Origin of the sequence: Pseudorhodobacter turbinis, from assembly GCF_005234135.1 — a bacterium.
GTDB lineage: Bacteria > Pseudomonadota > Alphaproteobacteria > Rhodobacterales > Rhodobacteraceae > Pseudorhodobacter > Pseudorhodobacter turbinis.
Genome location: NZ_CP039964.1, coordinates 757117 through 777910, shown reverse-complemented (window position 1 = coordinate 777910; position 20794 = coordinate 757117). Strand labels below are relative to the sequence as shown.

Sequence of the window (20794 nt, the reverse complement as noted above, 5' to 3'; positions counted from 1 at the left end):
TATGGCGCATAATGCATTGATGTTGCATAAAAACAGCCGTCCCACGTTCCGCCGCTCAGATGAAGTTTGACAGGATTTAAAAGATGAAATTGAACTCCTCCTTTCTGCCCAATACCGATGCTGCCAAAAGCAACCGTGCGGCGCATCTTGAGATGTTGGAAACCGTTGCACAAGCGGCGCAAATGGCCGCGGCGGGCGGCGGTGAGAAATCCATGGCCCGCCATATCGGGCGCGGGAAAATGCCGCCGCGTGAACGGGTGGCCAACCTGCTTGATCCGGGATCGCCGTTTCTGGAAATCGGGGCCACGGCGGCGCATGGGCTTTATGGTGGGGCCGCACCGGGTGCTGGTGTGATTGCCGGCATTGGTCGGGTGATGGGCCGCGATGTGATGGTGGTCTGTAATGATGCCACCGTAAAGGGCGGCACCTATTACCCGATGACGGTGAAAAAACACCTGCGCGCCCAGGAAATCGCTGAGGAAAACCATCTGCCCTGCGTCTATCTGGTGGATTCGGGTGGTGCCAACCTGCCAAATCAGGATGAGGTGTTCCCCGACCGCGATCACTTTGGCCGCATCTTTTACAATCAGGCCCGCATGTCGGCCAAGGGCATTGCGCAGATTGCCGTGGTTATGGGCTCTTGCACTGCGGGGGGGGCTTATGTGCCTGCCATGTCGGATGTGACGATTATCGTGCGCGAACAGGGCACCATCTTTCTGGCCGGCCCCCCCTTGGTCAAGGCCGCCACCGGCGAGGTCGTCAGCGCCGAGGATCTGGGCGGCGGCGATGTCCATACGCGTCTGTCCGGCGTGGCCGATTATCTGGCCGAGGATGACGCCCATGCGCTGGCCCTTGCGCGGCGCGCGGTTGGCAACCTCAATGCGGTTCTACCCACTTCGGTGCAATGGCAGCCCGCCGAGGATCCGGCCTATGACCCCGAGGAAATCCTTGGCCTTGTCCCCGCCGACCTGCGCACCCCTTATGACATCCGCGAGCTGATCGCCCGCGTGGTGGATGGCTCCCGCTTTGATGAATTCAAGGCGCGCTTTGGTGAAACGCTGGTCACGGGGTTCGCCCATATCAACGGTTGCCCTGTGGGGATTATCGCCAATAACGGCGTGCTGTTTTCCGAGGCCGCCGTCAAAGGCGCGCATTTTGTAGAGCTGTGCAGCCAGCGCAATATCCCGCTGGTCTTTTTGCAAAATATCACCGGCTTTATGGTGGGCCGCAAATATGAGAATGAGGGCATCGCCCGCCACGGCGCCAAGCTGGTGACGGCGGTGGCCACCACCAATGTGCCCAAGGTGACGATGTTGGTCGGCGGCTCTTTTGGCGCGGGTAACTACGGCATGGCCGGTCGCGCCTATTCCCCGCGCTTTTTGTGGACTTGGCCAAACTCGCGCATCTCGGTGATGGGTGGCCCGCAAGCTGCGGGTGTCTTGGCAACCGTGAAACGTGACGGGATCGAGCGCGCAGGCGGCACGTGGTCCGAGGCCGAGGAAGCCGCCTTCAAACAACCCACGATTGACATGTTTGAGGAACAATCCCACCCGCTTTATGCCTCGGCTCGGCTTTGGGATGACGGGATCATCGACCCGCGCAAGACGCGTCAGATCCTGTCGCTGTCGCTGACCGCCGCGCTGAACGCCCCGATAGAGCCGACCAAATTCGGCATCTTCCGCATGTAGGCCGACCATTGTTCAACAGCATTCCGCGGGGCCAAGGGCTGGCCCCCGGCGCTCTCCCAAGAAATGGACGTAGAGATGTTTGATAAAATCCTGATCGCCAATCGCGGCGAAATCGCCTGCCGCATCATGGAAACCGCGCAAAAGCTGGGGGTTTCCACGGTTGCGGTTTATTCCGATGCCGACCGGCATGCCAAACATGTGGCCCAGGCCGATGAGGCCGTGCATATCGGCGGGCCGGCCCCGCGCGACAGCTATCTGCGCGGCGATGCCATCATTGCCGCCGCCTTGGATACGGGCGCGCAGGCGATCCATCCGGGCTATGGGTTCCTGTCCGAAAACCCCGATTTCGTCGATGCGGTTGAGGCGGCTGGATTGGTCTTTATCGGCCCTTCGGCCAAGGCCATTCGCGCGATGGGCCTGAAGGATGCCGCCAAAAAGCTGATGGAGGCGGCGGGCGTTCCCGTGGTTCCTGGCTATTTGGGTGAAAATCAGGACCCTGCCGTTCTGGCGGCCGAGGCCGATAAAATCAGCTATCCCGTGTTGATCAAGGCCGTGGCGGGCGGCGGAGGCAAGGGGATGCGCAAGGTCGATCACCCCAAAGGGTTCGCCGATGCTCTTGCCAGCGCCAAGGGAGAGGCCGCAACCGCCTTTGGCAATGATGCCGTTCTGATTGAAAAATACGTCGAAAAGCCGCGCCATATTGAGGTGCAAGTCTTTGGCGATGGCACCGATGCGGTGCATTTGTTCGAACGCGACTGCTCACTCCAACGTCGCCACCAGAAGGTGATTGAGGAGGCACCGGCCCCCGATATGCCCGAGGATATGCGCCAAGCGATGGGCGATGCGGCGGTCAAGGCGGCGCGCGCGATCGGCTATAAAGGGGCCGGCACGATTGAATTTATCGTGGACGCCAGCGACGGTCTGCGCGCCGATCGTTTCTGGTTCATGGAGATGAATACACGTCTGCAGGTTGAGCATCCCGTGACCGAGGCCATCACCGGCGTCGATCTGGTGGAATGGCAACTGCGCGTGGCCAGCGGCGAGAGCCTGCCCCTGCGCCAAGAGGATCTGACCATCAACGGCCATGCCTTTGAGGCCCGCCTTTATGCCGAGGATGTGCCCGCAGGGTTTTTGCCCGCAACAGGCAGGCTTGACCATCTGGCCTTTCCGCCCAATGCCCGCAGCGATAGCGGCGTGCGCCAAGGCGACAGCATCAGCCCGTGGTATGACCCGATGATCGCCAAGATCATCGTCCACGGCCCGACCCGCGCCGTGGCCTTGTCACAGCTTTCACGAGCCTTGGGCCAGACGCAGGTTGCGGGCTCTGTCACCAACCTTGCCTTTCTGGGGGCCTTGTCGCGCCATGCGGGCTTTGCCAAGGGCGATGTCGATACCGGCCTGATTGAGCGTGATCTGGAGGCGCTGGTTGCCGCCCCCGCCGCGACTGGTCCTATCAAGGCGCTGGCGGCTTTGGTTGCCGCTGATCTGACGGGGGATGCGCTTTCGGGCTTTACCCAATGGGCGCCTTTGCGCCACAGCGTGGCGTTGCTGTATGAGGGCGCGCAGCTCGATCTGACCATTGAGCCGCTTGGCCCCGATACCGCCCGTGTCACGCTGGACGGCACCGCACATTTGGCCACGCGCAGCGCGGGCCTGTGGCGGATCGACGGCGCGCCTTTGATCCCAGCACAGAAAACAGGTGCTACCGTAACGGTATTCGCCCCCGAGGCTGCCTTTATCTTTACGCCGGTTGATCCTTTGGTGCGGGCTGCGGAGGGCGCGGGTTCGGGCAATGCGACCTTGTCACCGATGCCGGGCTTGGTGAAGTCGGTCTTTGTGACCGCAGGTCAAGCGGTGACAGCCGGCGACAAGCTTTGCGTGTTGGAGGCGATGAAGATGGAACACACCCTGACTGCCGCGCGTGATGGTGTTGTGGCCGAGGTTCTGGTCGTCGAGGGCGCGCAGGTTGAGGCCGGCGCTGCGTTGATCTTGCTGGAGGAGGAGGCATGAGTTCTGTCGAGATCTATGAGGTTGGCCCGCGCGACGGTTTGCAAAACGAAGCACGGCTGATCCCGACCGCCGAAAAGGTCGCGCTGATTGATCTGTTGTCACGTGCAGGCTTTCGTCGGATAGAGGTGGCGAGTTTCGTATCCCCGAAATGGGTGCCGCAAATGGCCGATAGCGCCGAGGTGATGGCGCAGATCACCCGTGCGCCAGGGGTGATCTACGGCGCGCTGACCCCGAATATGAAGGGCTATGAGGCGGCTCGTACCGCGCGGGCGGATGAGGTGGCGATCTTTGCTTCTGCCTCGGAGGGGTTCTCTAAGGCCAATTTGAATGCGACCATCGCCGAAAGCCTTGAACGCTTTGCGCCCGTGGCTGAGGCTGCGAAACGGGACGGGATCGCCCTGCGCGGCTATGTTTCCTGTGTCACGGATTGCCCCTTTGACGGGCCGGTTGCCCCCGCTGCGGTGGCGCGGGTGGTGGCGGCCCTGCGCGATATGGGCTGCCATGAGGTCAGCCTTGGCGATACCATCGGCCAAGGCAACCCCAACACAATCGATGCCATGCTGGCGGCGGTGCTGGAGGAATTGCCGCCCGACCGGCTGGCGGGGCATTACCATGACACCAACGGGCGCGCGCTGGAAAATATCGGCGCGTCTTTGGCGCGTGGTTTGCGGGTGTTTGATGCGGCCGTGGGCGGGCTTGGTGGCTGCCCCTATGCGCCCGGTGCCGCAGGCAATGTCGCGACCGAGTCGGTGGCCGCCTATCTGGCCGCAGAGGGGTATGATTGCGCTTTGGATAGCGGGCTTTTGGCGCAGGCCGCAACAATGGCGCGCGCGATGCGCGGGCAGGGGGAACAGGCATGACATATCATACCATTCGCATTGAAACCGACACGCGGGGTGTGGCCACGCTGACACTGGCGCGCCCTGAAAAGCGCAATGCTCTTTCGGCGCTGATGATCGCCGAGCTGACCGAGGCGGCGGGCGTTCTGGCGGCCGATAGCGCCGTGCGCGTGGTGGTTCTTGCGGCCGAGGGCGACAGCTTTTGCGCCGGGGGCGATTTAGCGTGGATGCAAGAGCAGATGGGGGCCGATGGCCCGACCCGCGCCGCCGAGGCGCGCAAGCTGGCGATGATGCTGGCCGCTCTCGACAGCCTGCCCAAACCCCTGATCGGGCGTGTTCACGGGCAGGCCTATGGCGGAGGCGTGGGGATGATGTCGGTCTGTGATGTGGCCATCGGCGCCTCGGGGGCGCGTTTCGGCCTGACGGAGACCCGTCTGGGCCTGATCCCCGCGACCATCGGCCCTTATGTCGTGGCGCGGATGGGTGCGGCCAAGGCGCGCAGGGTCTTTGCCTCGGCCCGCCTGTTTGACGCACAAGAGGCGGTACAGCTTGATCTTCTGGCGCGGGTGGTCGCCCCCGAAGATCTGGACGCCGCGGTTGAGGCAGAGGTGAAGCCCTATCTGTCATGCGCCCCCGGTGCGGTGGCTGAGGCCAAGGCGCTTATCGCCACGCTTTCGCCCACAACAGGCACCGAGCAGATCGAGGCCAGCATCGCCGCCCTCGTCACCCGCTGGGAAAGCCCCGAAAGCGCCGAGGGGGTTGCGGCCTTCTTTGCCAAGGAAAAGCCGGGATGGGTCGGATAAACCCTGAATTACACATATAACTTACTGTTTTTGTCGGGTGAATTTGCCTGTATTTTTGCCCTGTTTTCCCTTCGCCTTCGGTTGACCCCGCTTAGGGGGCGGAGTAGATGAAGATGAAAGAGTCCTCTGCCCTTTGGTGGCAGAAGCCTGCGTGCAGCCAGCGATAGGAGCATCTTCGTGGACCACCTTCTTCGGGAATATCTGCCCATCATCATTTTATTGGCAATTGCCGTCGGGCTTGGGCTGGTGCTGCTTTTGGCCGCTGTTGTTCTTGCTGTGCGCAATCCGGACCCGGAAAAAGTATCGGCCTATGAGTGCGGCTTTAACGCATTCGACGATGCGCGGATGAAGTTCGATGTGCGGTTCTACCTCGTGTCGATCTTGTTTATCATCTTTGACCTCGAGGTGGCGTTCTTGTTCCCTTGGGCCGTTGCCTTTGGTGAAATCTCGATGACGGCCTTCTGGTCAATGATGGTCTTTTTGGCCGTGTTGACCGTTGGCTTTGCTTATGAATGGAAGAAGGGGGCGCTCGAATGGGAGTGATGGCCGGTGCAAATACCGCAGGGGCAGACCTTGAAGTGTCCACCCAAGCGCTGAACGCAGAGCTGCAGGACAAAGGTTTCCTGCTGACCTCGACCGAGGATATCATCAACTGGGCGCGGACAGGGTCCTTGCACTGGATGACATTCGGTCTGGCGTGCTGCGCGGTTGAGATGATGCACACCGCGATGCCGCGCTACGATGCTGAGCGTTTCGGGTTTGCGCCGCGCGCCTCACCTCGCCAGTCGGATGTGATGATTGTTGCCGGTACGCTGACCAATAAAATGGCGCCCGCGCTGCGCAAGGTCTATGATCAGATGCCAGAGCCGCGCTATGTGATCTCCATGGGTTCTTGTGCCAATGGTGGCGGTTACTATCACTACAGCTATTCCGTGGTGCGTGGCTGTGACCGTATCGTTCCGGTGGATATCTATGTTCCCGGCTGCCCGCCCTCGGCTGAGGCGTTGCTTTATGGCATCTTGCAGTTGCAGCGCAAAATTCGCCGCACCGGCACGCTGGTTCGTTAAGGAGTGACAGAGATGATCGAAGCCCTGACAGAACTGGCCGCCCGTCTGGAATTGCGCTACCCGGATGATATCGTTTCAACCGAGATTACGCATGGTGAGCTGGCTGTGACCATTCAGCCCTCCGCTTTGGTGGGGTTTGTGGACCATTTAAAAACCGATGCGGGCTGCCGTTTTTCAAGCCTTGTGGATATTACTGCTGTCGATTACCCCACACGGGGCGGTGTGCGGTTTGATGTGGTCTATCACTTCCTGTCGATGTACCAAAATCAGCGTATTCGCGTGAAAATGGCCGTGCGTGAGGATGAAATGGTGCCTTCTATCACCTCGGTTCACCCTTCGGCCAACTGGTTTGAGCGTGAGATTTTCGATATGTTCGGGATCTTGTTCTCAGGCCATCCAGACCTGCGCCGCATTTTGACGGATTACGGTTTCCGCGGGCACCCGCTGCGCAAGGATTTCCCGACCACGGGCTATACCGAAGTGCGCTATGATGAGGCGCAAAAGCGCGTGATTTATGAGCCTGTCAAGCTGGTGCAAGAATATCGCCAGTTTGATTTCATGTCGCCATGGGAAGGTGCGCAATATGTGCTTCCGGGCGATGAGAAGAAAGAAGGGGCGAAGTGATGGACGGCGACATTCACACCTATGATGACGGTTCCCATGACGCGCTGACGGGCGAGCAGAAGATCCGCAATTTCAACCTGAACTTCGGCCCGCAGCACCCTGCGGCCCACGGGGTTTTGCGTCTGGTGCTGGAACTGGACGGCGAGATTGTGGAACGTTGCGATCCGCATATCGGCCTGCTTCACCGCGGTACCGAGAAGCTGATGGAAAGCCGGACCTACCTGCAAAATCTGCCCTATTTCGACCGGCTGGATTATGTGGCCCCGATGAACCAGGAACATGCTTGGTGCTTGGCCATTGAAAAGCTGACAGGCGTAGAAGTGCCCCGTCGTGCGCAGCTAATCCGCGTGTTGTTCTGCGAAATCGGCCGCGTGTTGAACCACCTTTTGAATGTGACTACGCAGGCGATGGACGTCGGTGCGCTGACCCCGCCGCTTTGGGGTTTTGAGGAACGTGAAAAGCTCATGGTGTTCTATGAGCGGGCCAGTGGTGCGCGTCTACACGCCGCCTATTTCCGCCCCGGTGGTGTTCACCAAGACCTGACACCTGCGCTGATCGAGGACATCGATACGTGGGCCATTGAGTTCCCGCGTGTTCTGGATGATATCGACGGGCTGCTGACGGAAAACCGGATTTTCAAACAGCGCAACGCCGATATTGGCGTGGTCTCGGAACAAGAGATCCTCGACTGGGGTTTCTCGGGTGTGATGGTGCGCGGTTCCGGCCTTGCATGGGATTTGCGTCGCGCGCAGCCCTATGAATGCTATGATGAATTTGAGTTCAAAATTCCGGTTGGCAAGAACGGCGACTGCTATGATCGCTATCTTTGCCGGATGCAGGAAATGCGCGAAAGCACCTCAATCATCCGTCAGGCCATTGAGAAGTTGCGCAAGGAGCCGGGCGATGTTCTGGCCCGCGGTAAAATCACCCCGCCAAAACGCGGTGAGATGAAAACTTCGATGGAAGCCTTGATCCACCACTTTAAACTTTACACCGAAGGGTTCCACGTGCCCGCCGGTGAAATCTATGCCGCTGTTGAAGCGCCCAAGGGCGAGTTCGGCGTCTATCTGGTGGCGGATGGGACCAACAAACCCTACCGCGCCAAGATCCGCGCGCCGGGCTTTTTGCACCTGCAAGCGATGGATCACATGTGCAAAGGCCACCAGTTGGCCGATGTCGCCGCGATTATCGGTACCATGGATGTCGTGTTTGGGGAGATTGACCGCTGATGTCGCTGTATCTGGCTTTCTTCGGGCTCGCATTTGCTGCTGGACTGGTGGCGCGGTCATGCCATACGCCCGCCGTTGTGCGACGTGCTGCCTATAATTCCAAACAGTCTGCGGTTGGCCCGGCCCCGCGACTTGTTGCCATGATTTCGAACGGAGCCGCCTGATGCTACGCCGTCTGCACAAAGAACAACCCAGCCATTTCGCCTTTACCCCCGCCAACCAAACTTGGGCTGAGGGGCAGATCACGAAATATCCCGAAGGGCGTCAGGCCAGCGCGATCATCCCGCTTTTCTGGCGTGCGCAGGAACAAGAAGGTTGGCTGACACGGGCCGCGATTGAACATGTCTGTAATATGCTGGGCATGCCGTTTATTCGGGGCCTTGAGGTTGCAACATTTTACTTTATGTTCAAGCTCGAACCCCGTGGAACCATTGCAAATATTCAAATTTGCGGCACCACATCCTGCATGATTTGCGGGGCCGAAGATCTGGTCGCTGTTTGCAAAGAGTTGATTGCGGAAAAGCCGCATACGGTGTCGGCGGATGGCAAGTTTAGCTGGGAAGAGGTGGAATGCCTCGGTGCCTGCAGCAACGCCCCGATGGCCCAGATCGGCAAGGATTATTACGAGGATCTGACCCCGGACAGCCTGCGCGATTTGATCGCCCGTTTCTCTAAGGGGGAGGTGCCTGTTCCCGGCCCGCAAAACGGTCGTTACGCCGCAGAGCCACTGGGCGGGCTGACCAGCCTCAAGGATCATGAAGCTGGCCGCAAACCCTATAACGCAAGCGCGCAGGCGGCTGTGGATATTGGCGATACCGTCAAGCGGATCGACGGGACCGAAGTTCCGATCCTGACACCGTGGTTGGGTAAGGCCAATGCTGCTGCCAAGCCAAGCAAGGTTGCTGACAAGCCGATGTCCAAGGCGCAAGAGGCGGCTTCAGACAAGGCGGCCACTACCGATGCCGTCGAGAAGGCGCGCCCTCCACAAGCGCAAGAAAAGCCTGTTGAGGCCGTCAAGCCAGAGGGTTTGACCGCGGCACGTGATGGCAAGGCCGATGACCTCAAGCTGATCAAAGGTGTCGGGCCAAAGCTGGAAAAACTGTGCAACAGTCTTGGGTTTTACCATTTCGATCAGATCGCGAATTGGACACCGGAGCAGATTGTCTGGGTCGATGAAAATCTTGAGGGCTTCAAGGGCCGTGTGACGCGGGATACCTGGGTCGCTCAGGCGAAAATTCTGGCCGCCGGTGGCGAGACCGAGTTTTCACGCCGGAATGATAAAGGGAGTGACGGTTAACCGGGTTAAGGGCAAAGGAACGTCGGAATGCAGAAGAAACCATATATCATGACTTGTCCCGGTATCTGCCGGGCGGCAGGGGCGGGCTTTGGCCTTCTGATGGCGTTTCTTTTTGGTCCCGGCTTTGCTGCGGATGGTCTCAGGCAGATCAAAAGCATAGGCCCGAAACTGGCGCGCTTGTTGCGAGGCCTCGGAGGCGGTGTTGCCCGTGATAATTGGGGCGCGCAGGCGCGGGCTTTGGTATCGGACGAAAGCGCGGCGTTTTCGAAACGTGTCGGCATGGGCGAGGTTTATTGATATGACCAAAGCCCAACCCAGCAAGGTCGATATCCAGAACGCGCGCGACTCGCGGCTGGTGGCGATTGTGCTGGTTGGCACGATGGCGGGCTGGCTTGGCGCGCAATGGATCGGGGGTCATTTCGGCTGGGAGGCACGCTTTGTCTTTCTGTTCGACTTGGCCGCATTGGCCGCGTTCTTTTGGACGATGGTTGTAACTTATCGGATCTGGCGGCGGAACAAATCCTCCTCCGGGAATAATTGAGGGCATGACATGCTGAAAGATCAGGATCGGATCTTTACCAATCTGTACGGGATGCATGACCGCTCCCTTGCGGGTGCGAAGAAGCGCGGCCATTGGGATGGAACTGCGGGTTTCATCCAACAGGGGCGTGATTGGCTGGTTAACGAAGTGAAAGCCTCGGGTCTTCGGGGGCGTGGTGGCGCGGGCTTTCCCACGGGGTTGAAGTGGTCCTTCATGCCGAAGGAAAGCGATGGGCGCCCGTCCTATCTGGTGATCAACGCGGACGAATCCGAGCCGGGCACCTGCAAAGACCGTGAGATCATGCGCCATGATCCGCATACTTTGATCGAAGGTGCGCTGATTGCCTCTTTTGCGATGGGCGCGCATGCCTGCTATATCTATCTGCGCGGCGAATATATCCGTGAGCGGGAGGCGCTACAGGCCGCGATCGACGAATGCTATGATGCGGGGCTTTTGGGTAAGAATGCCGCCAAATCGGGGTGGGATTTCGACCTCTATCTGCACCACGGGGCAGGCGCCTATATTTGTGGTGAAGAAACTGCGCTTTTGGAAAGCCTTGAGGGCAAAAAGGGCATGCCGCGGATGAAGCCGCCATTCCCTGCGGGGGCCGGTCTTTATGGCTGCCCGACCACGGTGAACAACGTCGAATCCATCGCGGTTGTGCCTACGATCCTGCGGCGCGGGGCGGAATGGTTTACCTCCTTCGGGCGGCCTAACAATGCGGGGACCAAGCTGTTCGGGATTTCCGGCCATGTTGTGAACCCCTGTGTGGTTGAGGAATCCATGTCCATTCCGCTGCGTGAGTTGCTGGACCGTCACTGTGGTGGCGTGCGCGGCGGTTGGAAAAACATCAAGGCGGTTATTCCGGGCGGCTCTTCGGTGCCGATGCTGAATGCCGAGCAATGCGAAGACGCGATCATGGACTTCGACTGGCTGCGGGAGCAACGGTCGGGCCTTGGGACTGCGGCGGTGATCGTTATGGATCAATCCACGGATGTGATCAAAGCGATCTGGCGGCTTTCGGCGTTTTACAAACACGAATCCTGTGGCCAATGCACGCCCTGCCGTGAGGGTACTGGCTGGATGATGCGCGTCATGGACCGGCTTGTGCGCGGCGAGGCAGAGGTTGAGGAAATCGACATGCTGCTCGACGTGACCAAACAGGTCGAAGGCCACACCATTTGTGCGCTTGGCGATGCGGCGGCTTGGCCGATCCAAGGCCTTGTGCGGCATTTCCGTGAAGAGATCGAGGACCGGATTAAGGCGCAAAAGACCGGCCGCATGGGGGCGATGGCAGCAGAATGATGCATCCCGGCTTTCCCCTGACACTCTGCGCGCTGGCACTTTCGGCTTGCGCTGCATCCGTGCCACCCTTGCCGCGGGCACCGATCGTGCTGGACGGGGTCAGCTATAACGTGGCCAAACGGCCGACGGGGGCGGTTGAAGTTTCCCGTATCGGGCGGCCGTTCGAGAACTGGGAAGGCCAAGAGGCGCGACGCGCGGCGGACCGCTTTTGTGTCACCCGTGCCAAGACCTCTATCAAGGACCGCTTTCAGGGCAGCACTTGGTTGATTGTGGAGGGTTGCGCGTGACGGTTGCAAGCAGAAATGATACTGGCCACTGGCCGGAAATGAACAGCGCTGACCGGGGTCTTCCGGCACCAGCACAGCGGATGGCGGAGTAAAGGCATGTCCAACCTCAAGAAAATCATCATTGACGGCATCGAGGTCGAGGTTGATCCGGCCATGACCCTTATTCAGGCAGCCGAGATTGCCGGGATCGAGATCCCGCGTTTTTGCTATCATGAACGGCTGACGATTGCAGGCAACTGCCGCATGTGTCTGGTTGAGGTAGTTGGCGGCCCGCCAAAGCCGACCGCCTCTTGTGCGATGCAGGTCAGGGATTTGCGCCCCGGCCCCGAAGGCCAACCGCCCGTGGTCAAGACCAACAGCCCGATGGTCAAAAAGGCCCGCGAAGGCGTGATGGAATTTCTGCTGATCAACCACCCGCTTGACTGCCCGATCTGCGATCAGGGCGGCGAGTGTGATTTGCAAGATCAGGCAATGGCTTATGGCGTAGACTTCAGTCGTTTCCGTGAGCCAAAGCGCGCGAGCGAAAACCTTGACCTTGGTCCGCTGGTGTCGACCACTATGACGCGCTGCATTTCCTGCACGCGCTGTGTGCGCTTTACCTCTGAGGTTGCGGGTATCCTGGCCATGGGCCAAACCGGCCGCGGTGAGGATGCCGAGATCACGACCTATCTGGGCGCGACCCTCGACAGCAACCTGCAAGGCAACATCATTGATCTGTGCCCCGTTGGCGCGCTGACCTCTAAGCCCTATGCCTTTACCGCGCGGCCTTGGGAGTTGACCAAGACCGAAACCATCGACGTGATGGATGCGCTCGGGGCCAATATCCGGGTGGATGCAAAGGGGCGCGAAGTGATGCGCATTCTGCCGCGCAACCATGACGGCGTGAATGAGGAGTGGATTTCGGACAAGACCCGTTTCGTTTGGGACGGTCTGCGCCGCCAGCGTCTTGATACGCCTTATATCCGTGAAAACGGGCGCTTGCGCAAAGCGGGTTGGGATGAGGCATTGAAGGCCGCTTCCGCCGCGATGAAGGGCAAGAAGGTTGCCGGCCTGATCGGTGATCTGGTGCCAGTTGAGGCTGCGTTTTCGCTCAAGACCCTTATCGAAGGGATGGGCGGCAAGGTCGAATGCCGCACCGATAAGGCCAAGCTGCCAACGGGCAACCGCTCCGCCTATGTCGGGACGGCGATGATCGAAGATATCGACAGCGCGAAGTACATCATGTTGATCGGCAGCAACCCTCGCATTGAAAGCCCGGTCTTGAATGCGCGTATCCGCAAGGCTTGGTCCAATGGTTGCGATGTTGATCTGGTCGGCCCTGCCGTTGATCTGACCTATGACTATGCGCATAAGGGCGATGGTCGCGCGGCTTTGTTGGAGCTGGCGAAAACCAAATGTTCCGATAAGGTCAAGGAAAACCCGTCGATCATTATTGTCGGCATGGGGGCATTGAATGAGGCCGACGGTGAGGCCGTTCTGTCGCAAGCGATGGCCATGGCCGAAGCCTCGGACAGCAAGTTGATGATCTTGCACACGGCAGCCGGCCGCGTTGGCGCGATGGATGTCGGTGCGGTAAGCGAGCATGGGATGACCGATGCTTTGGACGGGGCAGAGGTTGTCTATAACCTTGGCGCGGATGAAGTCGAAATCGCCCCCGGTGCGTTCGTGATCTATCAAGGCAGCCATGGTGATCGGGGTGCTCATCGCGCCGATCTGATCTTGCCCGGTGCTGCCTATACCGAGGAATCGGGGCTGTTCGTCAATACCGAAGGCCGCCCACAGCTTTCGGCCCGCGCAGGTTTCGCGCCGGGCGAGGCCAAGGAAAACTGGGCGATCTTGCGCGCTTTGTCGGGTGAGCATGGTTCTGTGTTGCCATGGGACAGCCTTGCGGCGCTTCGCAAAGCGGTTGTTTCGGCGGTGCCGCATCTTGGTAATATCGACGAGGTTCCCGAAAACGCTTGGCAGCGCATTCCTTTGCGCGACCCGGCAACTGCCGATTTCCGCTATGCGGTCACGGATTTCTATCTGACCAACCCCATCGCACGGGCCTCCAGCCTGATGGGAGAGCTTTCGGCGATTGCCAAGGCGCGGTCTGAAAAACCCTTGGCGGCGGAGTAAGATATGAGCCTGCGCGCGTCCCTTTCCCCTAGCATTCTGGCAATTGTCAGCCTGTCGGCCTGTGTTCCGGCAGTGGGGGAAGACATGGCGCGTGCAGAGTTCAAACCGGTTTATGGCGGCATTCAAACGGTGCTGCTGGATGGTGATCTGGTGAATTTCCACGTGTCGATGAAGGGTGCGCGGGACCGGTCGGATGTGGATACCTATGCACGTTGTGCTGCGGCGCAATATGCATTGATCCGCGGTGCGTCATTTACGCGGCACGTCCGCACATCCATTGCACAAACGGGTGGTAATTGGCGCGGCGATGCGGTTTACACCATCTCAAAAGAGCTTCCCCGTGGGTCGGCAACAATCGATGCCGAGGTAACCGTCCGCGATTGCGGCGAACAGGGGATACCGACGATATGACGAAGACGAACTCGAATAAGGCCGAAGGATAAAAGGCGTCATGGATCAATTTCTGCAAACGGGCTTGGGGATCACATTGTTGATCGTTGCACAAAGCCTTCTTGTCATCGCCTTTGTGATGATTTCGCTGCTGTTTCTGGTGTATGGCGACCGTAAGGTTTGGGCCGCCGTTCAGATGCGGCGGGGCCCGAACGTGGTGGGCGCTTGGGGCATTCTGCAATCGGTTGCGGATGCGTTGAAATATGTGGTGAAGGAAATCGTTGTGCCCGCCGGTGCGGATCGCGCGGTGTTCTTTTTGGCACCGATGTTGTCTTTCGTGCTCGCCATTTTGATGTGGGCTGTGATCCCCTTCAGTGACGGTTGGGTTCTGTCGAATATCAACGTGGCGATCCTCTTTGTCTTCGCGATCTCTTCTTTGGAAGTGTACGGCGTGATCATGGGGGGCTGGGCCTCCAACTCCAAATACCCGTTCCTTGGCTCGCTGCGTTCTGCCGCGCAGATGATTTCCTATGAGGTCTCCTTGGGGTTGATCATCATCGGGATCATCATTTCCACCGGTTCGATGAACTTCAGCGCGATCGTTGAGGCACAGCGCGGTGATTTCGGGTTGTTCAACTGGTACTGGCTGCCACACTTCCCGATGGTCTTCCTGTTCTTCATCAGCGCCTTGGCGGAAACCAACCGCCCGCCCTTCGATCTGCCCGAGGCGGAGTCGGAGTTGGTTGCCGGCTTCATGGTTGAATATTCCTCGACGCCTTATCTGTTGTTTATGGCTGGTGAGTATATCGCCATCTTCCTGATGTGCGCGCTGATGTCCTTGCTGTTCTTTGGTGGCTGGTTGTCCCCGATCCCCGGTTTGCCGGATGGTGTGTTGTGGATGGTTGGCAAGATGACGTTCTTCTTCATCATGTTCGCCATGGTGAAGGCCATCGTGCCGCGCTACCGCTATGACCAACTGATGCGTATTGGCTGGAAAGTATTCCTGCCGCTGTCTTTGGGTTGGGTTGTGCTGGTGTCTTTCCTTGCGAAATTTGAAATTCTTGGCGGCTTTTGGGCACGCTGGGTTATTGGGGGCTGATCATGGGTGAGAACCGTCCAGTGGATTGGGGTCGTGCCGCGAAATATTTCCTTTTGATGGATTTCGTCAAAGGGTTTGGTTTGGGCTTCAGATACTTCTTCGCGCCGAAAAGCACGTTGAACTATCCGCATGAAAAAGGCCCGCTTAGCCCGCGTTTTCGCGGTGAGCATGCGCTTCGCCGCTATGCAAATGGTGAAGAACGTTGCATCGCCTGCAAGCTGTGTGAGGCGGTTTGCCCTGCGCAGGCGATCACAATCGATGCCGAGCCGCGCGATGACGGTAGCCGCCGCACCACGCGCTATGACATTGATATGACCAAATGCATCTATTGCGGTTTCTGCCAAGAGGCGTGTCCCGTGGATGCCATCGTTGAGGGGCCGAATTTCGAGTATGCCACCGAGACGCGGGAAGAATTGTTCTATGACAAGGAAAAGCTGCTTTCCAACGGTGACCGTTGGGAGGGGGAGATTGCCCGCAACCTCGAATTGGATGCACCTTACAGATGACCGATGATTTCGCAAAAATGTTCAAATCCATGATGGAGCAGGGGCAGGAAATGGCCAAGGCGTTCGCGCCTGCTCTGGAAGGGGCGAACGTGAAGGGCTTCGAGAAGCTGTTCCCGTCGATGCCGCCAGAGATGCTGGAACTGTGGTTTGGCAAAACGATGAACCCTGACGGGCTTGATGCCCGCACCCGTTTGCTGGTGACGATTGCCGCGCTGACGGTGCTTGGTGCGCAGGCCGATGCACAGCTGCGGCTGACCATTCAGCAGGCGCTTACGGCAGGGGCCACAAAACGCGAGATCGCCGAGGTGATCTGGCAGATGAGCATGTTCGGCGGCTTGCCCGCCATGCAAAAGGCGTTGGAAATTGCCCAATCCGTCTTTGCGGAGACCGAGGAGACAGAGAAATGACCATCGCCGATCTGGCCTTTTACGCCTTCGCCCTAACGGCTGTAGCTGCCGGGGTTTTGGTGACTGTGTCGCGCAACCCGGTGCATTCGGTGCTGTGGTTGATCCTTGCGTTTCTGTCCGCTGCGGGGCTGTTCGTTCTGTTGGGCGCTGAATTCGTGGCGATGCTTTTGATCATCGTTTATGTCGGCGCTGTTGCGGTCTTGTTCGTCTTTGTGGTGATGATGCTTGATGTCGACTTCTCCGAGCTTAAGGGCGAGATGTCGCGCTATATGCCCATTGGCCTGCTGATTGGTGTCGTGCTTTTGATGCAGCTTTTGATCGGCGTTGGTGCCTGGGTTCAGGCGGATGGCGCCATGGGGCTGCGCAAGGCTGTGACGCCTGACATGGCGCAGGTGGAAAACACCCGTGCGATTGGCCTGCTGCTTTATGATAAATACCTGATGCTGTTCCAGCTTTCCGGGATGGTGCTGTTGGTTGCCATGATCGGGGCGATTTCCTTGACCCTGCGCCACCGCAAGGATGTGAAACGTCAAAACGTGTTGCATCAGATGTGGCGTGACCCGGCCAAGGCGATGGAGCTTAAAGATGTGAAACCGGGGCAGGGGCTTTAACGCCAGAACCGGTCGCCGGGGGGCGCTATTTGCCCCCCAAACAATACGAAGAAATCGGGCAATGACCCGGAGGGACGTAAGATGGTAGGACTAGAGCATTATCTGGCAGTGGCTGCCGCACTGTTCGTGATTGGGATTTTTGGCATCTTCCTGAACCGGAAGAACGTGATCGTCATCTTGATGTCGATCGAACTGATGCTGTTGTCGGTGAACATCAACCTTGTCGCGTTCTCTTCCTTTCACGGTGACCTTGTCGGGCAGATCTTTACGATGTTCGTGCTGACGGTTGCCGCGGCAGAGGCGGCGATTGGCCTTGCGATCCTTGTCACCTTCTTCCGGTCCCGTGGTTCTATCGACGTCGAAGATGTCAACGTGATGAAAGGCTAAGCTGATGGCAACGATCATCCTTTTTGCGCCCTTGATTGGCGCCCTGATCTGCGGCTTTGGCTGGCGTTTGATCGGAGAATTCGCAGGCCAGGTGATCACCACCGGCCTGGTGTTCCTTGCGGCCTTCCTGTCGTGGATCATCTTCCTTGGTCATATCGACGAAACCCAGCACATCGTAATTATGCGCTGGATTGAAAGTGGTTCGCTTTCCACCGAATGGGGTATCCGGCTTGACCGTCTGACGGCGATTATGCTGGTCGTGATCAATACGGTGTCGGCGCTGGTGCACCTTTATAGCTTTGGCTACATGGCACATGATGAAAACTGGACGCACCATGAGAATTATAAGGCGCGTTTCTTCGCCTATCTGTCCTTCTTTACCTTTGCGATGTTGATGCTGGTAACGGCAGATAACCTTGTCCAGATGTTCTTTGGCTGGGAAGGCGTGGGCGTTGCCTCATATCTGTTGATCGGGTTTTATTATCGCAAGCCCACGGCAAATGCTGCTGCGATCAAGGCCTTTGTGGTCAACCGTGTCGGGGATTTTGGTTTCCTGTTGGGGATTATGGCGCTGTTTTTCCTGACCGACAGCATTCGTCTGGATGATATATTTGCCTCGGGTGCCAAATTGGCGGAGACCAATCTGCATTTCTTGTGGACGGATTGGAACGCGGCCAACCTGATTGCGATGTTGCTTTTCATCGGGGCGATGGGGAAATCGGCGCAGCTGTTCTTGCACACATGGTTGCCGGACGCGATGGAAGGCCCAACGCCTGTGTCGGCGCTGATCCACGCGGCGACCATGGTTACCGCCGGTGTGTTTCTTGTCGTGCGGATGTCGCCGATCTTTGAATATGCGCCCGATACATTGGCCTTTATAACCTACCTTGGTGCGACGACTGCCTTTGTTGCCGCAACGATTGGCTTGGTTCAGAACGATATCAAGCGTGTGATCGCCTATTCGACCATGTCTCAGCTTGGATATATGTTTGTGGCCGCCGGTGTTGGCGCCTATCCTGTGGCAATGTTCCATCTGTTTACCCACGCCTTCTTTAAGGCGATGCTGTTTCTGGGCGCGGGCTCGGTCATCTATTCGATGCACCACGAGCAGGATATGCGGAACTATGGCGGGCTGCGTAAGAAGATCCCGATGACCTTCTGGGCGATGATGATCGGCACGCTGGCCATCACCGGCGTTGGCATTCCGTTGACGCATATCGGTTTCGCGGGCTTCCTTTCCAAGGATGCCGTGATTGAAAGCGCCTTTGTCGGCTCCAATTATGCCTTCTGGATGCTGGTGATTGCAGCGCTGTTTACCAGCTTCTACAGCTGGCGGCTGATGTTCCTGACCTTCTTTGGCAAGGCGCGCGGCGACAAGCATACGCATGACCACGCGCATGAGGCGCCAAAAGTTATGCTGATCCCGCTTGGGGTTCTGGCGCTTGGGGCCGTGTTCTCAGGCATGGTTTGGTATAACTCCTTCTTTGGCGATCTTGATAAAATCCACAGTTGGTTTGGCATGGAAGTTGTTCAGCATGAGGCCGCCGAAGGTGTTACCCATGCCGAGGTTGCCCATGATCTGGCGCCCAAAGGTGCGATTTTCTTTGGCCCCGAAAACCACACGATCCATGAGGCACATGACGTGCCTGCCTGGGTGAAGGTTTCGCCTTTTGTAGCAATGATTTTGGGCTTTGCTGTGGCGTGGATTTTCTACATTGCCAAACCGAGCCTGCCGGCCAAATTGGCCAAGCAACAGCGCCCGCTTTACCTGTTCTTGCTGAACAAATGGTATTTCGACGAGCTTTATGACCTTATCTTTGTTCGCCCTGCCAAGTGGCTTGGTGCCTTCCTTTGGAAAAAGGGCGACGGCAAGGTTATTGACGGAACAATCAACGGGATTGCTTTGGGGATTATCCCGATGCTGACCCGCCTCGCTGGCCGCGCACAGTCCGGTTACATCTTTCACTACGCATTCGCCATGGTCTTGGGCATCGTTGCCCTTGTTACCTGGATGACGCTCTCGGGGGGCGCGCACTAATGGAAAACCTCCTTTCCATCATCACATTCATCCCGGCGGTTGCTGCCGCCATACTTGCGCTTTTCCTGCGGGGCGATGATGCTGCGGCGCGCAAAAATGCAAAATGGGTGGCACTGGTTGCGACCTCTGCGACTTTCCTGATTTCCCTCTTCGTTCTGGCTGATTTCAACCCGAGCGATACCGGTTTCCAGATGGTTGAGGAATATAATTGGATCCTTGGCCTGAAGTATAAGATGGGCGTCGACGGGATTTCGGTTCTTTTCGTGATGCTGACAACCTTCCTGATGCCAATTACCATCGCGTCCTGCTGGACCGTGGAAACCCGCGTCAAGGAATATATGATCGCCTTCTTGTTGCTAGAAACGCTGATGCTTGGTGTGTTCTGCGCCTTGGATCTGGTGCTGTTCTATCTGTTCTTTGAAGCGGGCCTGATCCCGATGTTCCTGATCATCGGCATCTGGGGCGGTAAAGAGCGGATCTATGCGGCGTTCAAGTTCTTCCTTTATACCTTCCTTGGCTCGGTGCTGATGTTGGTTGCGATGATCGCGATGTATGCCGATGCAGGTACGACCGATATCCCGACATTGCTGACGCATAACTTCGGCTCTGACACGATGACCATCGCTGGCTTCCATGTTGTTGGCGGCTTGCAGACGATGCTGTTCCTTGCTTTCTTTGCAAGCTTTGCGGTCAAGATGCCGATGTGGCCTGTGCACACTTGGTTGCCTGATGCGCACGTTCAGGCGCCGACGGCCGGTTCCGTGGTGCTGGCGGCGATTTTGCTGAAGATGGGGGGCTACGGCTTCTTGCGGTTCAGTTTGCCGATGTTCCCGGTTGGGGCCGATTTGCTAAGCCCCGTTGTGCTTTGGATGTCCGCGATCGCGATTGTTTACACCTCGCTCGTGGCCTTGGCGCAAAGCGATATGAAAAAGCTGATCGCCTATTCCTCGGTGGCCCATATGGGCTATGTGACGATGGGGATTTTTGCTGCAAACCAGCAGGGTGTTGATGGTGCTATCTTTCAGATGATCAGCCACGGCTTTGTCTCGGGCGCGCTGTTCATGTGCGTCGGGGTGATTTACGATCGGATGCACACCCGCGAGATCGACGCCTATGGTGGTCTCGTCAACCGGATGCCGCATTACGCGCTGATCTTCATGTTCTTTTCCTTGGCCAACGTGGGCCTTCCGGGAACTTCCGGCTTTGTTGGCGAATTCCTGACTTTGGTCGGCGTTTTCCAAGTGAACACTTGGGTCGCGCTTGTGGCGGCTTCGGGTGTGATCTTGTCGGCCTCTTACGGGCTGTGGCTTTATCGCCGGGTGGTTTTCGGCGATCTGATCAAGGAAAGCCTGAAATCCATCACCGACATGACCACCCGCGAGCGTCTTATCTTCGCTCCGCTGGTTGTGATGACTTTGCTCTTGGGCGTGTATCCTAGCCTTGTGACCGATATTATCGGCCCCTCGGTGACCGCGCTTGTGACCGACTACCAGGCGGCCATCCCCGTTGCGGGTGATGTGCAGCTGGCAACACATTGAGGGACGACAG

22 protein-coding genes are annotated in these 20794 nt (G+C 58.1%); all 22 read left to right on the top strand.

Annotated features, from left to right (window positions below; genetic code table 11):
• Window positions 1-83 precede the first annotated feature (83 nt).
• The 22 genes from EOK75_RS03630 to EOK75_RS03525 all read left to right on the top strand — a co-directional run bounded on the left by EOK75_RS03630 (window position 84) and on the right by EOK75_RS03525 (window position 20784).
• The gene (locus EOK75_RS03630) at window positions 84-1688 is read left to right on the top strand and encodes a carboxyl transferase domain-containing protein (protein ID WP_137192624.1); all 1605 of its coding nucleotides are present in this window, start codon (window positions 84-86) and stop codon (window positions 1686-1688) included.
• 75 nt (window positions 1689-1763) lie between these two features.
• On the top strand, window positions 1764-3698 hold the full coding sequence (locus EOK75_RS03625) for an acetyl-CoA carboxylase biotin carboxylase subunit (protein WP_137192623.1): 1935 nt from the start codon (window positions 1764-1766) through the stop codon (window positions 3696-3698).
• Window positions 3695-4558, top strand: a complete 864-nt coding sequence (locus tag EOK75_RS03620) for a hydroxymethylglutaryl-CoA lyase (protein ID WP_137192622.1) — start codon at window positions 3695-3697, stop codon at window positions 4556-4558. The genes EOK75_RS03625 and EOK75_RS03620 overlap by 4 nt, the downstream gene beginning before the upstream one ends.
• Entirely contained in the window at window positions 4555-5340 is a 786-nt protein-coding gene (locus EOK75_RS03615) for a crotonase/enoyl-CoA hydratase family protein (protein WP_137192621.1), read from the top strand. The genes EOK75_RS03620 and EOK75_RS03615 overlap by 4 nt, the downstream gene beginning before the upstream one ends.
• Before the next feature lie 177 nt (window positions 5341-5517).
• The gene (locus EOK75_RS03610; protein WP_137192620.1) at window positions 5518-5883 is read left to right on the top strand and encodes an NADH-quinone oxidoreductase subunit A; all 366 of its coding nucleotides are present in this window, start codon (window positions 5518-5520) and stop codon (window positions 5881-5883) included.
• Window positions 5874-6407 (top strand): NuoB/complex I 20 kDa subunit family protein, encoded by a 534-nt coding sequence (locus EOK75_RS03605; protein WP_137192619.1) that lies wholly within the window; start codon window positions 5874-5876, stop codon window positions 6405-6407. Before EOK75_RS03610 ends, EOK75_RS03605 begins: the two co-directional genes overlap by 10 nt.
• Window positions 6408-6419: 12 nt before the next feature.
• On the top strand, window positions 6420-7031 hold the full coding sequence (locus EOK75_RS03600) for an NADH-quinone oxidoreductase subunit C (protein WP_137192618.1): 612 nt from the start codon (window positions 6420-6422) through the stop codon (window positions 7029-7031).
• Complete coding sequence (locus tag EOK75_RS03595) at window positions 7031-8260, top strand: NADH-quinone oxidoreductase subunit D (RefSeq protein WP_137192617.1); 1230 nt, start codon at window positions 7031-7033, stop codon at window positions 8258-8260. Before EOK75_RS03600 ends, EOK75_RS03595 begins: the two co-directional genes overlap by 1 nt.
• A 163-nt stretch (window positions 8261-8423) precedes the next feature.
• Window positions 8424-9557 carry an NADH-quinone oxidoreductase subunit NuoE gene (nuoE, locus tag EOK75_RS03590; protein ID WP_137192616.1) on the top strand — a complete coding sequence of 378 codons (1134 nt, stop codon included), beginning with the start codon at window positions 8424-8426 and terminating at the stop codon, window positions 9555-9557.
• 27 nt (window positions 9558-9584) lie between these two features.
• Window positions 9585-9854: a hypothetical protein gene (locus EOK75_RS03585; protein ID WP_137192615.1), complete on the top strand. Its 270-nt coding sequence runs from the start codon at window positions 9585-9587 to the stop codon at window positions 9852-9854.
• Between the two features lies 1 nt (window position 9855).
• Entirely contained in the window at window positions 9856-10098 is a 243-nt protein-coding gene (locus tag EOK75_RS03580; RefSeq protein WP_137192614.1) for a DUF5337 domain-containing protein, read from the top strand.
• 9 nt (window positions 10099-10107) lie between these two features.
• On the top strand, window positions 10108-11403 hold the full coding sequence (nuoF, locus tag EOK75_RS03575; RefSeq protein ID WP_137192613.1) for an NADH-quinone oxidoreductase subunit NuoF: 1296 nt from the start codon (window positions 10108-10110) through the stop codon (window positions 11401-11403).
• Entirely contained in the window at window positions 11400-11690 is a 291-nt protein-coding gene (locus EOK75_RS03570; protein WP_137192612.1) for a hypothetical protein, read from the top strand. Before nuoF ends, EOK75_RS03570 begins: the two co-directional genes overlap by 4 nt.
• A 96-nt stretch (window positions 11691-11786) precedes the next feature.
• Window positions 11787-13808, top strand: a complete 2022-nt coding sequence (nuoG, locus tag EOK75_RS03565) for an NADH-quinone oxidoreductase subunit NuoG (protein WP_137192611.1) — start codon at window positions 11787-11789, stop codon at window positions 13806-13808.
• A 3-nt stretch (window positions 13809-13811) separates the two neighbouring features.
• Window positions 13812-14219, top strand: a complete 408-nt coding sequence (locus tag EOK75_RS03560) for a hypothetical protein (protein WP_137192610.1) — start codon at window positions 13812-13814, stop codon at window positions 14217-14219.
• A 40-nt stretch (window positions 14220-14259) separates the two neighbouring features.
• Window positions 14260-15297: an NADH-quinone oxidoreductase subunit NuoH gene (nuoH, locus tag EOK75_RS03555; protein WP_137192609.1), complete on the top strand. Its 1038-nt coding sequence runs from the start codon at window positions 14260-14262 to the stop codon at window positions 15295-15297.
• A gap of 2 nt (window positions 15298-15299) precedes the next feature.
• Window positions 15300-15803 carry an NADH-quinone oxidoreductase subunit NuoI gene (gene nuoI / locus EOK75_RS03550; RefSeq protein WP_137192608.1) on the top strand — a complete coding sequence of 168 codons (504 nt, stop codon included), beginning with the start codon at window positions 15300-15302 and terminating at the stop codon, window positions 15801-15803.
• Entirely contained in the window at window positions 15800-16210 is a 411-nt protein-coding gene (locus tag EOK75_RS03545) for a carboxymuconolactone decarboxylase family protein (RefSeq protein ID WP_137192607.1), read from the top strand. Before nuoI ends, EOK75_RS03545 begins: the two co-directional genes overlap by 4 nt.
• The gene (locus EOK75_RS03540) at window positions 16207-16821 is read left to right on the top strand and encodes an NADH-quinone oxidoreductase subunit J (RefSeq protein ID WP_137192606.1); all 615 of its coding nucleotides are present in this window, start codon (window positions 16207-16209) and stop codon (window positions 16819-16821) included. The genes EOK75_RS03545 and EOK75_RS03540 overlap by 4 nt, the downstream gene beginning before the upstream one ends.
• 81 nt (window positions 16822-16902) lie before the next feature.
• On the top strand, window positions 16903-17208 hold the full coding sequence (gene nuoK, locus EOK75_RS03535; RefSeq protein WP_137192605.1) for an NADH-quinone oxidoreductase subunit NuoK: 306 nt from the start codon (window positions 16903-16905) through the stop codon (window positions 17206-17208).
• A 4-nt stretch (window positions 17209-17212) separates the two neighbouring features.
• Window positions 17213-19246, top strand: coding sequence for an NADH-quinone oxidoreductase subunit L (gene nuoL / locus EOK75_RS03530; RefSeq protein WP_137192604.1), 2034 nt, complete (start codon window positions 17213-17215; stop codon window positions 19244-19246).
• Window positions 19246-20784 (top strand): NADH-quinone oxidoreductase subunit M, encoded by a 1539-nt coding sequence (locus EOK75_RS03525; RefSeq protein ID WP_137192603.1) that lies wholly within the window; start codon window positions 19246-19248, stop codon window positions 20782-20784. Before nuoL ends, EOK75_RS03525 begins: the two co-directional genes overlap by 1 nt.
• Window positions 20785-20794 lie beyond the last annotated feature (10 nt).